This is a genomic window from Solemya pervernicosa gill symbiont, from assembly GCF_002020875.1.
GTDB lineage: Bacteria > Pseudomonadota > Gammaproteobacteria.
Window position 1 is genome coordinate 23,473 of the sequence record NZ_MPRL01000009.1, and the last position, 16,662, is coordinate 40,134.

The 16,662-nt window shown below is 50.7% G+C and carries 9 protein-coding genes; 1 reads left to right on the plus strand and 8 read right to left on the minus strand.

Annotated features, from left to right (window positions below):
• Positions 1-154: 154 nt before the first annotated feature.
• The 8 genes from BOW52_RS03600 to BOW52_RS03635 form a co-directional block, all read right to left on the minus strand.
• Positions 155-2,050: an ATP-binding protein gene (locus tag BOW52_RS03600; protein WP_172840112.1), complete on the minus strand. Its 1,896-nt coding sequence runs from the start codon at positions 2,048-2,050 to the stop codon at positions 155-157.
• Between the two features lie 89 nt (positions 2,051-2,139).
• Entirely contained in the window at positions 2,140-3,459 is a 1,320-nt protein-coding gene (locus BOW52_RS03605) for an ECF transporter S component (RefSeq protein WP_078482721.1), read from the minus strand.
• A 495-nt stretch (positions 3,460-3,954) separates the two neighbouring features.
• Complete coding sequence (locus tag BOW52_RS03610) at positions 3,955-5,532, minus strand: methyl-accepting chemotaxis protein (protein WP_078482722.1); 1,578 nt, start codon at positions 5,530-5,532, stop codon at positions 3,955-3,957.
• Between the two features lie 18 nt (positions 5,533-5,550).
• The gene (locus BOW52_RS03615; protein WP_135621998.1) at positions 5,551-6,549 is read right to left on the minus strand and encodes a hypothetical protein; all 999 of its coding nucleotides are present in this window, start codon (positions 6,547-6,549) and stop codon (positions 5,551-5,553) included.
• 372 nt (positions 6,550-6,921) lie between these two features.
• A complete protein-coding gene (locus BOW52_RS03620; protein ID WP_078482724.1) occupies positions 6,922-10,086 on the minus strand; it encodes an EAL domain-containing protein in 3,165 nt (1,054 codons plus the stop codon).
• 202 nt (positions 10,087-10,288) lie between these two features.
• A complete protein-coding gene (locus tag BOW52_RS03625) occupies positions 10,289-13,417 on the minus strand; it encodes an efflux RND transporter permease subunit (RefSeq protein ID WP_078482725.1) in 3,129 nt (1,042 codons plus the stop codon).
• Complete coding sequence (locus tag BOW52_RS03630; RefSeq protein ID WP_078482726.1) at positions 13,414-14,511, minus strand: efflux RND transporter periplasmic adaptor subunit; 1,098 nt, start codon at positions 14,509-14,511, stop codon at positions 13,414-13,416. Before BOW52_RS03630 ends, BOW52_RS03625 begins: the two co-directional genes overlap by 4 nt.
• Positions 14,512-14,563: 52 nt before the next feature.
• Entirely contained in the window at positions 14,564-15,193 is a 630-nt protein-coding gene (locus tag BOW52_RS03635) for a TetR/AcrR family transcriptional regulator (RefSeq protein ID WP_078482727.1), read from the minus strand.
• A gap of 479 nt (positions 15,194-15,672) precedes the next feature.
• On the opposite strand from BOW52_RS03635, the gene BOW52_RS03640 reads away from it, so the two are divergent.
• The gene (locus BOW52_RS03640) at positions 15,673-16,644 is read left to right on the plus strand and encodes a flagella assembly protein FlgT middle domain-containing protein (RefSeq protein ID WP_172840114.1); all 972 of its coding nucleotides are present in this window, start codon (positions 15,673-15,675) and stop codon (positions 16,642-16,644) included.
• The last annotated feature ends 18 nt before the right edge of the window (positions 16,645-16,662 follow it).

Consider the following 16,662-nt stretch of genomic DNA (forward strand, 5'->3'; position numbering starts at 1 on the left):
AGTGCTGTACAGTAGATGTCTGCTGATACGGTATTAAATAAAGAACAAGAAAGGCCGAATGTGCGGCCTCTCTTGTTAATCCACTTCTTCAGATTAAACTTTTAACTGTGTAATCTGATTACGCAGGCCCTCATTTGGTTACCTGGAAGGCTACTTACCAAGCCTGGTCTCGTTGATGGTGATTTGTTGATCGATGATGTGAAAAAAAATCCTCAATATTGAGAGGCTTTGTGAGGTAGTCGCTAAAACCGGCCTCGAGTCCGCGCTTGATATCGTGTGGCATCGCATCGGCTGTAACTGCAATGACCGGGATGTGCCTGAGTTCGTCGCTCTTCTGAAGTCGCTTCAAGACCTGATAGCCGTCCATCTCTGGCATGTTGATGTCAAGCAGGATGAGATCAGGGTGGTGGGCAGTGGCCAGTTCAAGGCCAATGCTTGGGGTGGCGGCCTCCAGAAGTCTAACTTGAGGACGTTTGCTGATGAATTGTGCGACCAGCCGCATGTTGGCTGAATTGTCTTCTATGTAGAGTACGTTCACTCTCCCTTTATCTATCGTCTGTTGGGGTTCGTCAGAGTGTTTGCTTCTCCTCGTGAAGCGTTCCGATTGTTCAGGAGTACCCTGGGGAAGGTCAAACCAGAAGGTACTGCCAACACCCACATTGCTTGAAACACCGATGCTGCCTTTCATCGCCTCGATGATCTTGCGTGTCAGAGTCAGGCCAATTCCGGTTCCCTCGATATAGGTTTTATCAGCACTGAGGCGAGTGAATGGCTCGAATAGCTCTGAGATGCGATCAGCAGGGATACCGGTTCCGTTATCGGTGACAAGAACACGAATCCGTCGATCGGCAAGGGCCTCGACTTCAATGATGATGTTCCCTTTCTCAGAATTATATTTGATTGCATTTGAGAGCAAATTAAGCAGCGCCTGTTTCAAGCGGGTGCGATCAGCAACCACCACGCTATCACTCACGCCATTTATAGATATCGATATTTGGCGTTTTTCTGCAAGGGTGCTGACTAGTGCAGAACACTCTTTGATGAGGGGAAACAGCTGAAGCGGTTCGAACTCCATATCCAACTTGCCCGATTCAACCTTGGCGAGGTCGAGAACCTCATTAATGAGGGCAAGCAGATGATTACCCGCAATAATAATCTCGTGGATGTGTGATTGTTGCTCTTCAGTGAGCGTACTCTCATATTCAAGTAGCTGTGCAAAGCCCAGTACCGCATTCATCGGTGTTCTAAGTTCATGACTCATTCGAGATAAAAAATCCGATTTGGCGGTGTTGGCCTGTTCGGCTTCATCGCGTGCGATGATCAGGGCCTGTTCAGCTTCTATCTGATCAGTAATGTCCTGAATGGTGCCGGTTAATGAAACAGGCTCTCCGCTGGCATTGAAACTCGCCTGTGCCAGTTCATGGACGTGACGTACCGACCCGTCTGGACGAACGATACGGTGGGTGGCGTCGTAACTTCCGCTTTCACGGGCCAGTTGCACGTTACTCTCAACCAGCTGGAGATCGTCTGGATGAATGGACTCGTGGTATTGCCTGAGGCTTGGAATATAGGTAGTTCCCTCTCTGCCGAAGATGTGGAAGACCTCATCAGACCAGCTTAAATCTCCAGTAGTCATATTGGAGTGCCAGTTGCCGATATGAGCCATTGATTGAGCCTCGCGGAGTCGCTGCTCACTATCGGCCAGGGCTGTCTCTGCCTCGTTGCGTTCAATTGCCTCACTCACAGTCTTTGCGATGCTATTGAGTAGATTTCGCTCCTGCAGGAGGAAGGGGCCTTCATCGATTTCCGGGAATGATTTTGTATAGAAGATCTCAACACGGCCGCGACTGCGCTCGTCAATGGTGATTTCGCTACTCATCTTCCAGGGCGTTATCTGAAACGATTCATCTATGATGACCATGTCATCGATGGTAATACGGGCGGTCGTGTGTTTGGGGTGTTGCCAGCCCATCGGCATGATTTCAACAACGGCGCTCAGGATCTCATCGATTTGATTATGGTGGCGAATGGCCTCTGTGATTCCGTACATACATCTTAGCTCTTTGATTCGCTCCTCCATGGCGTTAAAGGTTGTGCTCAGGCTATTTGCGACCTGTGAGAAATTGGTCGTCAGATTGGTTACCCCTGAATATTGCTCTGCGGCCAGCTGATGGTTTCACGCTGCTCGATCTTTTTCGGCAGGTCTGCAGTGATAGTTGTCAGTCTAGTGAGTGCGTAGAGCAGGCTGTTGCTGAGCAGGTAGGCGATCAGCGCGACGAGCAAAATAACACCGAGCATGACGCTGAAGATGAAGATATAAATACGCTGTAGCTCATCAACATGTTTCGAAAACGAGAGCTTGATAATGGTCTGCCAGTTGATAATGTCGTTTTTGGGAAGTTCGTAGATGTAGTGTGATAGCTTGTAGCGTCGCATCTTTGGCATCTCGCCGGAGGGGAGTAGATGATAGATGTTCTTACTGAGTGGGATAGAGGTTCCTTCAAATGGTGCATCAACCTGATTTCCCAGGCTTGAAGTCACTACGTGATTGTCGATAACCGCAAAAACTACCACCCCTTCTTCAACGGCCTGAAGATTTAGAAATTGCTCTAATCTGCTGGCAGGAAGGGAACCGATCAGACATCTGTCGCCAGTTAAAAAACTAACATAGAGCTGGTTCTCTTGCAGGGTGATGGATGTCGAGTTGTTACACGGAAACGGTGTGGTTAACGGTGCAGCGGTTTCATGTTTAGATGCAATGACTTGACTCTCATTACTACGTTCCAGTCGCCAGAGTGTGTCGATTATATATTGCTTGTCGAGATTTACCGGTAGATCTCCACTCGCCGCAGTCCGATCAAGCTGCCGCATTGAAGCAGGTAGATCCCTAAGGAAGTGTCTTAGTTCATTGTCAATATGACTACCGAAGGTGTGGAGGTTTTCCGTGACATCTTTTTGCGAGTTTTCAAATGTATACCGGGTAATCAGGTTGGCGGCGGCGTACAGAGAGAAAGCCACTGTCACCATTATGAATGTAAATAGCGCATATCGTAGGGATACCTTGTTACTGGTCTTTAGCCATCGTTGGGCGAGAAAGATGATTAAGGATGCCGTGAGAGCGTTCAGCAGGCCGTTGGCGGGCTGCTTGAGCATGATTAATGTGACCTGGGTCTCGGGTAGTCCGATATAGTGTCCATAAAAGAGTGGTACCAGCCAAACACCGATCAGTAGCCAGTAAATAATATCGGCAATGAAGATATTCCTAATCCGCCAGCGGAGCAGTACTCCGACCATGAGAGCTTCGAGTACGAAGCCGATAAAGGCGTAGGGATGTCCCCAGAGATAGATTGTGTAGCTGTGAACGATGATCGCGCAGAGTGCGCCGGCAGCCGGTCCTAAATACCAGACGGCCAGTAGTACAAAAATACTGCCGAATATCTGGTTTACGCCAAAGAACATCTCAATGTTGTAGATGTTCCCGGCAACGCCAAGACTACTCAGAACAAGAAATAGAGTGAGATTCTTTGGGAGTGTAGTTATTTCGTCGTCCTCAGTTTATCAACATTGTTAGCCTGCTAACGCCTCCAGCCAAAATCTCTACCTTTGTAAAATTGGCCGGGTTGATCCTGAACGCACTTGTTTACTACAGAACAATCCTCGCTAAAGAGTAGTCAGTCATCGTCAATTAGTACAACGCAGAGAGAAAAATACTCTCATCTTTGGTGAAGACAAACTGGAGGGAAAAGTTGGCTGGTTGGTAGTTGTTTGTGCACTTCGTCCGGCATGAGGCAGATGAAAAGAGCTGTACCGAATTGTGAAATTAAATGTAGAGCCGTTTAAATGTGTAGGCGTCTGTCGTAGCGACATGGTTGATCCTTCGGAATCAATATTTATGCTGTGGATAGAGAGGGATCGCATCAGCGATCCCTCTCTTAAGCAACGCTCAGGTATCAATCAAACCTTGAACTGCGATACCTGGCTGCGCAGACTCTCACCCAACTGGCTCAGCTCATTACTCGCAGCCGCAGTCTGTTCAGCACCCTGTGCTGTCTGTTCTGAGATGTTCTGAATGTTGTTGATATTGCGGTTGATCTCCTCGGTCGTTGCCGACTGCTCTTCAGCCGCGCTGGCAATCTGAGTGTTCATGTTGAGAATGTTGCTCACTGCAGTGGTAATAGCTGTGAGCGACTCACCTGCATGTTGTGCCTGGCTTACGGTGTTTTGCGCCTTGTCACGACTAAGCTCCATGACATCAACGGCCTGTTGTGCACCACCCTGGAGTGCATCGACCAGTGCCTCAATCTCCTTGGTCGACTCCTGTGTGCGCTGTGCAAGAGTACGAACCTCATCGGCAACCACTGCGAAACCGCGTCCTTGTTCACCGGCGCGTGCTGCTTCGATTGCTGCATTGAGTGCTAGAAGGTTGGTCTGTTCGGCGATGCCTTTGATCACGTCGAGCACGGTACCGATGTTCTCGCTATTGCCCTTAAGCTTCTCTATAACATCAGCAGAGCTCTGTACGTCGCCAGCCAGTTCATTAATAGCAGAGATAGTCTTCTGTACAACAGTGCTACCATTATTTGCCTCGCTGTTACCCTCTTCAGCGGACTGAGAGGCGTGTTCGGCATTGTTCGAAACCTCCTGGACCGTTGCGGACATCTCATTCATGGCGGTTGCAACCTGTCTGATCTCATCAGACTGTTGCTGTACACCCGAGCTGGTCTGTTCAGTAATGGCTGAGAGCTGTTCAGCGGCTGTAGCGAGCTGATCGGCCTGCGCCATGACCTGGCTGACGATGTTGGCCAGATTGTCGATGAGACGATTAAACGCCTCAGCAAGACTTCCCACCTCATCATTGGAGTGAATATCTGCTCTAAGACGCAGATCACCATTCTGTTCAATCTCCTCAACGGTCCTTTGAAGCTTGATCAGACCGCTACTGATCATATTGGCGAGGAAGAGAGAAATTCCGATACCAGCTACGACCATCGCAACGAGCAGAGCGTAGAGTGAGAAGGTGACGGCACTGTTCGATTCGTGAATTTCGCCGGTTATAACGTCAACCTCAGATTTGTGTTCACCGTACTGGTTTTTAAGCACAGTAAGAATCTGATCGGCTGTGGCAATAGAGGTGTTTAGTAGCAAGCCGCCTTCCATCTTGTCATCATTAATGAATGCAGTTGCAGCCTTCTCTATCTGTGAATAGTAGTTTTCTAGCGTGGCTGTCTCAGCAGCGATCTCAGGGTGAACCGACTCTGAAAAAATTGTACGAAGTTGTTTGTAGTCGTCATCGCGTTTTTGCTTGCTACTATTCTGTAACAGCAGTGCAAACTCGGTGGCGGCTATACGAAACTCAAGGAAATGCTCTTCGATATCAGCGATCTCGGTGAGAATAGTAACGTTCTCCTCCTCTTGTGCGAGTAGCTGTTGATTACTCTTAAGCTGTATAAGGGCGAAGATTAGTACGAGTAGCAGGATGACGAGTAGTGCGCCGTTGCTAACAATTATTTTTTTCTTGATTGAATTTAACATGGTGTAGTTCCCCGTCTCTTATAGCGCTTGGATGAGTCGATCGATCATGTATTCGATGTGTTTCATCTCTTGATAGACATCTGAAGGCGTTTTTCCACTTACCGCCTTGGCGCTGTTAGTTGTACTACTGATGTCCATTGGGATCTTAAGCAGGTTTAACTCAGCGATAATAAACTGTGTCTGTAGAAATGCGTCGATCGGTTTGGCTGCACCGAACTCTTCAAGCTTAGGGCGAGGGATCTCAGGTAACTTATTGCGTTTACGCAGTAGATTGAGCTTGCCACGAATGGTGATCGACTTGGCAATGACGTCTCCCGGTTTTTTACCGGCTTCTAATGGTGTCATTGTCGAACCGTCAGGGTGCATGCCATAGATTGCGGTTACCAGTAGTCTTTTCTTTATCTCATCACTATCGGCGAGATGTTTTGAGAGAGTTAGAAGACTAAATTGCAGATCCTCTTTGGCGCGAAAGATGTGTGAGTACACTTCATTCGGACTCACCTTGCTCTTGCCATTTAGTAGGTTGAGACGGTAGTAGAGCTCAAACAGCTCCTGATAGACATCGGCAGGTGATTTGCCGCTGTGACTATTCATCGAAAAGTCGATGTATCCCCCAGAGTCGCGATAGACCTCCTCCAGGTTGTTGATAACAAGCTGAGTAAGGTAGTAGACGTCGGTTGGCGTGTATGTGATCGGTGTTGATACAGCAAGTGGAGGTGGGCGTCGCTCTTCTTCGAGCGCGTATGCATAGAGCTCTGTAAGTGCCGATACGTGCAGCTCGTAAACATGCATCGGCTTGGCACCGGCTTCACGAGAGACTGGGATGTTGATCTCAGTGACGCCATTGGCGGTGAGGATTCTATCTATCAGGCTGTTGGCATACTCCACCCCCGCATAGACATCATTGGGAGAGTATTTTTGCGCCGCATTAGCACTCCCAATCAGGGTGAGAACAGGGATGAGCAGAGCGGTAAGTAAATAACGAAAATGCGTGTTTTTTGAAGTTGTTGTTTGCATATGGATATCCATTAAATGTGGTGAAATAAAATGAACAAGATTGTTGATCTAGCCAAATCAATCAGTCAGCCCGCTTTTTGTATATCACATTGAGAGAGTCTCAAGGTCTTTTAGCGACAACGATTCACAATACTTTACAAATTAACTGGGGAAATCAATAGTTCTTTGCTGTGGCTTGGCGGGTCGCACTATTGTGGTGCGGTATGTGCTGCTCTCATCACAAATGATGCGACATCTTATTTATTGTTTAATAGATGCTAGTTGTCGATTATGAGATTTTCCAGCTCACAGGCGTTTGAATAGTTCAGCAAGACTATTCTTGAGCACATATTGGTGGTGACGTTAAGGCTAATTGAAGAAGAGTTGAGCGGTTTATTTACTGCTGGGGAGGCCAAGATAGCTCACTACTGAAAAGCTCTCCAAGGGTTTGCTAAAGAGAAATCCCTGTGCCTGTGCGCAGCCTTCCTTCAACAGGAATTCGCGTTGTTCCTCGGTCTCTACACCCTCCGCAATAACGGTAAATCGCATACTATTTCCCAATGCAATAACAGCGCGTGATATGGCCACATCGTTCTCGTCGTTGGGCAGGTCACGGACAAAGCTGCGGTCGATTTTTAGTTTGTCGACTGGGAGCTGTTTGAGATAGGCGAGTGATGAGTAGCCTGTACCAAAGTCGTCGATGGCTAGCGAAACGCCAAGTTCACGTAACGAGTGAAGTTGTTCAATGGCCGATTTGCTGTGACCCATAATAAAGGTTTCTGTGATCTCAAGCTCTAAACGAGAAGCAGGTAGCCCTGTCTCTTCCAGAATTGTACGCACAGTTTCACGTAGATCGGTGAGTCTGATCTGTGGGCCTGAAATATTGACCGATATGGTGCCGAACTCTAAGCCGCTATCGAGCCACTCTCGTCCCTGCTGTGCCGCTCTGCGCAGCACCCACTCACCGAGTGGAATGATTAGATTGGTCTCTTCGGCAAGTGGAATGAAATGGGCAGGGGATATGAGTCCCTGTCCTGGATGCTCCCAGCGTACCAGCGCTTCAAAGCCTAGCACCCTGCCGCTCTCGATCTCGACCTGCGGTTGATAGTGGAGCAGGAGTTGTTCATCGTCGATGGCACGTCTCAGTTGGCCCTCGAGAACCAGATGCTCGAAGGCCTGTGTTGTAAGCTCTTCGGTGTAGAACTGGTAGGTGCTGCGTCCGACCTCTTTGGCACGATACATCGCCGAGTCGGCATTCATGAGCAGTTGCTCTACACCGTCACCATCCTGTGGATAGATGCTGATGCCGATGCTGACGCCGACAAACAGTTCATACTCCTGAATATAGAATGGATCCCTTAGGGCCGAACTGATCTTCTCTGCAAGCAGGGCGGCACTCTCTGGATCAGCAAGCCCCTCCATCAGAATGACAAACTCATCGCCGCCGAGACGAGCGACGGTATCCTCTTTGCGGATCAGGTTTTCAAAACGTTTGGCAACGGCTTCCAGCAGGGCATCGCCTACAGTGTGACCGAGGCTGTCGTTAACATGTTTAAAACGGTCAAGATCGAGAAACAGAACCGCAACCAGTCGTTTATCACGGTCAGCGCGGTCGATGGCATGGTCGAGACGTGCACGGAACAGCAGCCGGTTGGGGAGTCCTGTCAGCGGGTCGTGGTGGGCGAGGAAGGCGAGTCGTGATTGCGACTGCTTGAGTTGTGAAATATCGGAGAAGACCCCGATATAGTTAATGATCTCTCCTTTTTCATTTTCAACGGTGCTGATATTTAGCCACTCAGGGTAGATCTCACCACTCTTGCGACGGTTCCAGACCTCTCCCTGCCAGCTACCGGTCGACTCAACGGCTTGCCACAGCTCATGATAGAAACCCTCATCGTGGCGCTCAGATTTGAGCAGGCTCGGTTTCTCTCCAATGGCCTCCTGTTCTGTATAGCCGGTGATGGTGGTGAAGGCTGGATTAACGGCGACGATCTGTAACCGCATATCGGTAATCATGATCCCCTCGCTGGTGCTTTCAAAGACAACCTGCGACTGACTTAGCTGCTCTTTGGTACGGCGTGCACGGCTTAGATCACGGATGGTCATGAGGATGGAACTTGCTTCCCCCAGCTCATCACGGGTGATTCGTGAGATGACCTCTATCGGTGCACCCGCAGGATTGTCCGGATGGTGGGCCTCCATGGTGATGACCGCATCGCGCCGCTCTTCCTGTGCAAGGCAGACCGGGCATAACTCCTCTTCATCATCGGGGTGGATGATGCCGGCGATATGACTACCGATCACCTGATCAGGAGTGGTGTGAGTGAATTGGTAAAAGGCGTGGTTGGCGCGGATGACTTTGCGATCCAGGCCAAGCAGGTAGATTGGATCCTCAAAGAAATCCATCGCGTAATTCCATTCGGCCGTATTACGGGCGGAATCACGTTCTGCCAGAATACGATCTGTCATGTCGCGATCAGCCCCCTGAAAGCCAACTAGGCGCTGTTCGAGGTCATAGACGGGGGTAGCATTGCTCTCCATGTAGCGATAGCTTCCATCTTTGTGACGCCAACGTAATAACCAGCCGTCCCATCCTTGCTGGTTATTGATCAACTCGGGAAGCCTCTCCAGAACCTTAGCCTGATCTTGCTCATGCAGCAGACTAAAGCTGCTGGTGCCGATGATCTCATCCGGGTGATAGCCCAGAATCTTTTCGATGACGGGATTTGAATAGGTGTGAATACCGTTAATATCGATGGCCCAGATCCATTCGGAGCTGTTTTCTATCATCGCTTTGAAGCGTGCTTCACTATCTTTTAAGGCAAACTCGTAGGCCTTGCGGTTGGATAGTTCTCGCACCACGGCGCAGTTATATTCAGAACCATTGAAGAGAAAGAAATTGGTATTGATCTCAACGGGAAAGGTTTCACCATGTTTGGAACGGTGAGTCGATTCGAAGGTCATCGAACCCTCGGTTTTTAGTTTTTTCCAAAGCTCTTGCCACCGCTCCCAGGTGAACTCTGTGTCGATATCGGGCACGCAGAGCTGTAATAGCTCCTCTTGGCTAAAACTGAGTGACTCGCAGGCTGCACGATTTACATCGTGTATCTGCCCATTCTCAGCGACAAGAAAGGTCGCCTCGGTAATGTGGTCCATGACGAAATTGGAGATGGCGAGTTGTTTTTCACGCTGTTCATCTGCAGAGCAGAGCTGCTGTTTGCTAAGAACTCTGGAGACCTTGCCACCCTCATGGGTAAGCAATAGATAGTCGCACTGATGTTGCTCCAATAGATCCGTTGCAATATCGAGTTCGGTATCTTCACTGATGACGATGATCTCGATCAGGGGCAGGGTGGTGATGGCTGCGAGCTGATCACCGACGAATCCGATGACCGATTCACTTTCGATGAGGCCGATAGGTGTGGCGTCTCTTTGGATCAGGATAAGGGAGTCTGTATCGGCGCGGAGCTGTATCGTTACTTCGCCAATTGAGCTTTCAGAATCGACACAGATAAATGGTGTGGTCAGCTTGTCTCGGAGCGTGAGTGCTTTGATCATGCCTGCTTATTCCGGAAACGAGACGACTGTTGTCGCCTCATCGAGGGTTAACGGACAGTGTCTTACACTCCCTTGGCACTGAATAGATGGATTCCAACTAGAAGATTAGCAGAATTCACTCCTCTTTATGTGTTCGTCCAGTGCTCAGAATAGGTAACACATTGGGAGCATATGTCTGATCAATCTCACTCCAAAATTAGGCTTACTCTGTTGTAGGTTGGTGGCCCATCATCCTGGCAATACGCAGGAACAGCGCCTTGATTCTGGCCGAGCTCTGCTCTCCCAGCACCAGTAGGCAAGGTGTCAGGATCAGGGTCAGCAGAGTGGCGAAGGTGAGTCCTCCGGCGATCGCAGTCGAGAGCTGCGTCCACCACTGGGTTGAGGGGGCACCGAAGGTGATGGTGCGCTCGATCAGGTCGATATTGAGGGCAAAGACCATCGGCATCAGACCCAGTACCGTGGTGATGGCCGTGAGCAGAACTGGGCGCAGACGAACCCGTCCCGTCTTTAATGCCGCATCGTAGATACTCATTCCGTCGCGCCGATAGCCGTTATAGGTATCTATCAGAACGATATTGTTGTTCACCACAATACCGGCCAGCGCAATGATTCCGATACCAACCATCACCACACCAAATGGCTGGGCCGTTAGCAACAGACCCAGCAGTACACCGGCGGTTGAGAAGATGATCGCAGAGAGTACCAGTAGTGCCTGGTAGATGCTGTTGAACTGGGTGACCAGAATGACCACCATCAGGAATATTGCCATCATGAAGGCGTTGGAGAGGAAGGTGGCGGCCTCGCGCTGATCGGCATCTTCACCCTTAAAGGTAATCTTTACCTCAGGATCGAGGGGGTTTTTCTCCAGCTGCTGTTTGACCAGCTGTACACGCTCATCGAGCAATACACCCTCAGCAACATCGGCCTGCACCGTAATCACCCGACGGGCGTCGGCACGTGACAGGGTGCCGGTCTTGGCGGCGGGTATCAGGGTGACGAAGTTGGTGATCGGCTGCATGCCGTTAGCGGTTGCGACACGTAGATCGCTCAGATGATCCAGATTGCGCTCAACAAAGGGGTAACGTACGCGGATGTCGACCTCGTCGTCGCTATCATCGGGACGATAACCGGCGATGCGAATACCATTGGTAATCATCTGTACCGTGTTGCCGATCATCTGCACATTGGCGCCGTAGCGTGCCGCCTTCTCGCGATCCACCTCAAGTCGCCACTCGATGCCGGGAAGAGGGCGGTTGTCTTCGACATCAACAAAACCTCCTACCTCGTCAATAACGGCTCGCAGTTGCTTGGCAACACCGGCAAGACGTGCAGGCTCACGACTGGAGAGCTGAATCTGTACCGGTTTTTTCTCACCACCAGGTCCTCCTGCCTGTTTGCGCACCTCAATGATGATGCCCGAGATGTCGGCAGTGCGTTCACGGATCCGATCCATGATTACAGACGCCTTGGGACGATGTTGCCAGTTGGTGAACTGTAGCTGGATCACACCGACCACATCTTCAGCACGGTTTTCGCCGCTGCTGTTATTGAAGGAGCGGGCATAGACCGATTTGAGCGATTTCATATCGAGGATGCGAGACTCAACCTCACGTACCAGTGCATCCTTCTCATGGATCGACAGATCCCCGCGTGCACGGATATGGACTTGAGCAAACTCAGGTTCCACATCGGGGAAGAATTCAACACCGTGACCGTGTGTGCCGTAGGCGGTGTAGGAGCCGATCATCGCCATTAGTGCCACCAGTAGAACCTTACCGGGATGACGCAGTAATTTTGCCAGTAGCTCGGCATAGATCTGGGTCATACGCCCTTCGGGGTTTTTCCTGATCTGACGCTCTTCGTTATGTGGTGTGGTGACGCCACCGAGCACTGGGATAAAAACAAGCGCCATGATCAGTGAGGCGCTGAGGCAGATGATTACCGTGAGTGGTAGATAACCCATGAACTCACCAATCACACCCGGCCAGAACATCAGCGGCAGGAACACCGCAAGGGTTGTTGCGGTGGAGGCGATGATCGGCCACGACATCCGTTTTGAAGCACCCGCGTAGGCCTCGTGGGCACGCATTCCCTCAGCGAGTCGACGGTCTGCCAGTTCGGAGACGACAATAGCGCCATCGACCAGCATGCCAACGACCAGAATCAGGCTGAAGAGTACGACGATATTGAGGGTATAACCGAGGTTGTAGAGGATGAATATTCCAGCCAGGAAGGAGGCGGGGATCGCCATACCGACCAGCAGTGCTGAACGTGCACCGAGGATGGCCAGGATCACAATCATGACTAATACAATCGCACTCATGACGTTGTTGGTCAGATCGTTGAGCATATCTTTGATCTCGCCCGACTTGTCCTGCAGGTAGGCGACCTGAAGTGTCTCCGGCCAGTGCTTCTGCTCAGCAGCGACGATCTCTCTGACCTTTTCGATGGTCTGGATAATGTTGGCACCGACGCGCTTTTTGATCTCGAGCGTGATGGCAGACTGGCTACCGACGCGGGCAAAACCCTCCGGGTCCTTGAAGGTTAGACGGATGGAGGCGACATCCTCGAATACGACCACATTATTGTTTGCCACCTTGACCGGCATCTTCAGGATGTCATTGAGATCCTCGATCACACCCGGCACCTTCACCACCATACGCCCGGCACCCGTATCGAGTGCTCCAGCGGCAACCAGCAGGTTGTTGTTGCTGATCAGCTCAAACACCTCACTGAAACGGATGTCGTAACTCTCCATCACCTGCGGGTCGACGATGATCTCCAGGAGATCCTCGCGATCCCCTCCGATATCGGCCTCCAGTACCTGTGGTAGTGATTCGATGCGGTCTTTCAGTTCACGCGCGATGCGTAACATGCCTGCTTCCGGTACCGTGCCGGAAAGGGCCACGGTAAGCACCGGGAAGAGGGCGACGTTGACCTCATGCACCTCCGGTTCGTCGGTGTCGTTGGGGAGTTCGATCTTGGCGATATCGACCTTCTCACGTACATCATCGAGTGCACGCTGGTTATCGACACTCGCTTCGAATTCAAGCGTGACCGAGGCGTGGCCTTCGGCCGCACTGCTGGTCATCTCCTTGATCCCTTCAATCGACTGCAGCTCCTTCTCCATTGGCCGTACCAGCAGGCGCTCAGCATCTTCAGGTGAGATCCCCTCATGTGACATCGAAACGTAGACGATTGGGATCGTTACATCCGGGTCGGCCTCTTTGGGTATCGCCTGCCAGGAGAGTGATCCAGCAAGCAGTACAAACAGCAGTACAAGAATAACGATGCGGCTTCGGTCAAAGGCCGCTTCAATCACGCTTTTCACAGTACTGCCCCTGCGGCAGCCGCTGTTTTGTCGGGTTCAGCAATGGGAATGATCTTTTGATTGTTGATAACAAAACCCTGTCCCAGGGTGACAATCCGAACCTTTTCAGGGAGGCCGGTAATCCAGGTGCCAGCCGATTCATTTCGCAGCATGCGAATGGGGAAAAACTGCACACGATCCTCTTCTGCAACGATGTAGACACCAATAGAGCCGTCGTTACCCAAGGTCAGGTGAGCGGGTGATATAAAATGCGCGCTGACATTGTCGGCAGGGATTGCTAGCGTGGCGCTCATTCCAGCAGCCACGCCTCTGTCGCGGTTATCGATCTCCGCCTCAATTCGAAAGCTACGGGTGGCCTCATCGGCAACACTTGAGATGTAGGTGATGGTGCCCTTGATGCGCTCATCAGCGGCGGTAATAATCTCCAGGGCTTGGCCAAGGGAGAACTTACCGGCCGTAAGCTGTGGTACCTGTGCGGTGGCCAGTAGTCGACTGCACTCAACCAGGGTCGCAAGGTTGTCGCCCATCTGTACCAGCTCGCCCACTTCGATCAGATAATCATTGACGATGCCGGTGAAGGGGGCGCGAATTCGGGTATGCTTGATATCGAGCTTGATGGCTGCCAACTGGGTATTTGCCGCAGCCAGATTGGTCTCAGCCTCGCGCAGTGAGTTCTCTGAACTCAGGTTGGTCTTCCCCAGCTTCTTGATGCCCTTGAGTTTGACTTGATACTGCAGAAGTTGCGCCTTGGCCTCTGCGAGTCGCTCCATTCGATCACCCAATTCGAGAGAGAAGAGTAGGTCACCCTTGCTGACCTGCTGCCCCTTCTCAACGTGAATCTCCTTGATGGTCTCCTCCGTCTCGGCGCGCAGTACGGCGCTGCGGAAGGGTTCAAGTTGTCCCTGAATCTTTACCACGCGCTCGATATCGCTCGCGACGGAGTGGCGATACTGCACCTTCAACAGGCTCACTGGGGCTGTATTTAGCGCTGTGGCGGATTGCTCAACATCGTGTTGCTTCGCATCGCTACCACTCCAGAGCCAGAGCGACAGGGCTACAACGATAGCCATTGCTGCGATAGTCGATTTTCTCATCTTTCAATCCTCAGAAATTACTGCTGTGTTTCGTTGTGCTGGGTTTGACCTGTTACTGATCTACGTGACGTAGTCCAGCAAGCATGAATTCGACGGTGGCATCGATAAAACGATCGTTATCGATGTCACGCCCCCAGCAGTAACCCTCCCAGAGGGTGTTGATCGCGCCATCGAAGCAGGCATGAATGCCGTACTTCATCTCTTCAATGGGCCTGTTGGCAAAGAGACCCTGATCGATGCCGCGCTGTACCAGCTCGTCACCAAACCGGTCGAATTGATCGTCCACTTGATGAAACTGTTCCAGTAGTTCGGGTGTCGCGCTGTTTTTAAAATCACCTCGGTTGCAGTACTGCACTACCCGGCGATACTGCGGGTGTTCAAGGTGATAGCGCAGAGCGAGGGTGGCGGTGTGACGAAACGCCTCATCGGCGGGTAGATCACTACTGACCTGCTGAAAGCTGCTCATCAGGCCACCATAAAAGCTGAGCGTCAGCTTGGCGTAGAGGGCATTTTTGCTGGGGAAGTGTTTGTAGATGGTCCCTTTGCCTATCTCCGCTTCATTGGCGATCTTCTCGACAGTGACCGAAAGCCAGTCGTCGCAATCGAGCAGGTGCAGTGCCGCATCGAGGATCTCCTCTTCACGGCGTGCAAACTCGCGCTCTTTCCTCTCCTGAATACCCATATTTAATACTCGTTGTTTACCAATCAGTGACTACTCGTAAATATATGACTGTCAGTCACAAAACGCAACGCTGGTCATATGCGCTGGCGGTTAATAAACAACTATTTGATATCAAAATTTGTGTAACTTGTTGTTATTTGAGGTGTATAAGAAATGACTGAGTCGGATGTAGAGCTGGTTAGGCGCCAGATTAGAGTGGATGAAATTGAGTGGTGCGCAGGTAGAGGGTGATATTTCATTATCGAGTCCGGTTAATTTCTGGAAGGTTTCTAGTCGCAACGATTGAAGAAAGATAGTGAGTTAAGAGTCGTGGTTGTGTATGAGATTGGCGCTTAGTGATACCGATATGGTTACTCGCCATTGCATGTAATGCTTTTGTGTATCTCTCCCTAAGCTGTGCGAGATGACGAGAGAACCTCAAGTTGGTCTATTTTTTGCTTTAATCACCGGTAGATAGTTAATAGATGGAAAAGACGTCAATGTTTAGACACCAGCCACTGATCCTGCTTCTGAGTACAGCCCTGTTGATGGGGTGTCTTCAGAGACCACCGGTACCGCCAGCCAAATACAAACCACCTGCTGAGAGCACGGTTAATGAACCGACAATGGCTGAGATGTGTAGTCCTTCAGCTGGCGCTGAGTATGGTCTGCTTAAACGGGTCGTTGTGGTCGGGTTTGGCCTCAGTGATCCTGCGCAAGCCAATGATCTTAATGAGATTGAACAGCGTTATCCCAGTCAACTGACCAAGCTGCTAGATGATGAAGGGCGCTTTGTTCTCACCGAGAGAGGCCACACGATACTGGTGCCAGCAGCGCTAGATCTTATGGGTAACTATTCGAGAACGGCTGCAGAGCAGGCAAGACAGGTTGCAGAAGAGCAGGGGGCGCAGTTTGTGATCTCTGGACGCTTTCTGGATCTCTCTTCAACCTACTACGACAACCTGATCGATACGGCAAGGAAGTGGCCGGTACGGCAACTGGTGGTCGAGATTGAGGTTTTTGATGGTTATTCCGGTAGCCTGATTACGCGTCATCTCTATCGAGATAGGGTGAAGGGACGTATCGACATGAAGCAGATCACCCCCTTTGATGGTCGTTTCAACGAGTCAGAGTATGGTCAGGCAGTTGCGCACATGCTCAAGCTGCAGGTGCGAGATATTGTTAACGATCTGGCCTGTATGCCGATGCAGGCAAGGATTCTGAAATTGGATGGTAATACGGTCTACATTGATGCCGGTGCAAATGTTCTATTGCGGCCCAACGATGAATTAAAGATATTTAGAAAGCGTATTGCGGCCCACGATCTGCATGACAAGATGGTTGCTGAAGAGATCCCTTACGGTACTTTGACCATAAAACGCCTCTTCCCCAACAGCTCTATAGGTACGCTGAAGTTGAAGAGAGGTAGGGCAGAGGATCTTAGGCCGGGTGATATTGTTCGTGCCTGGTAAAGGATTGGAGCAGTCCAA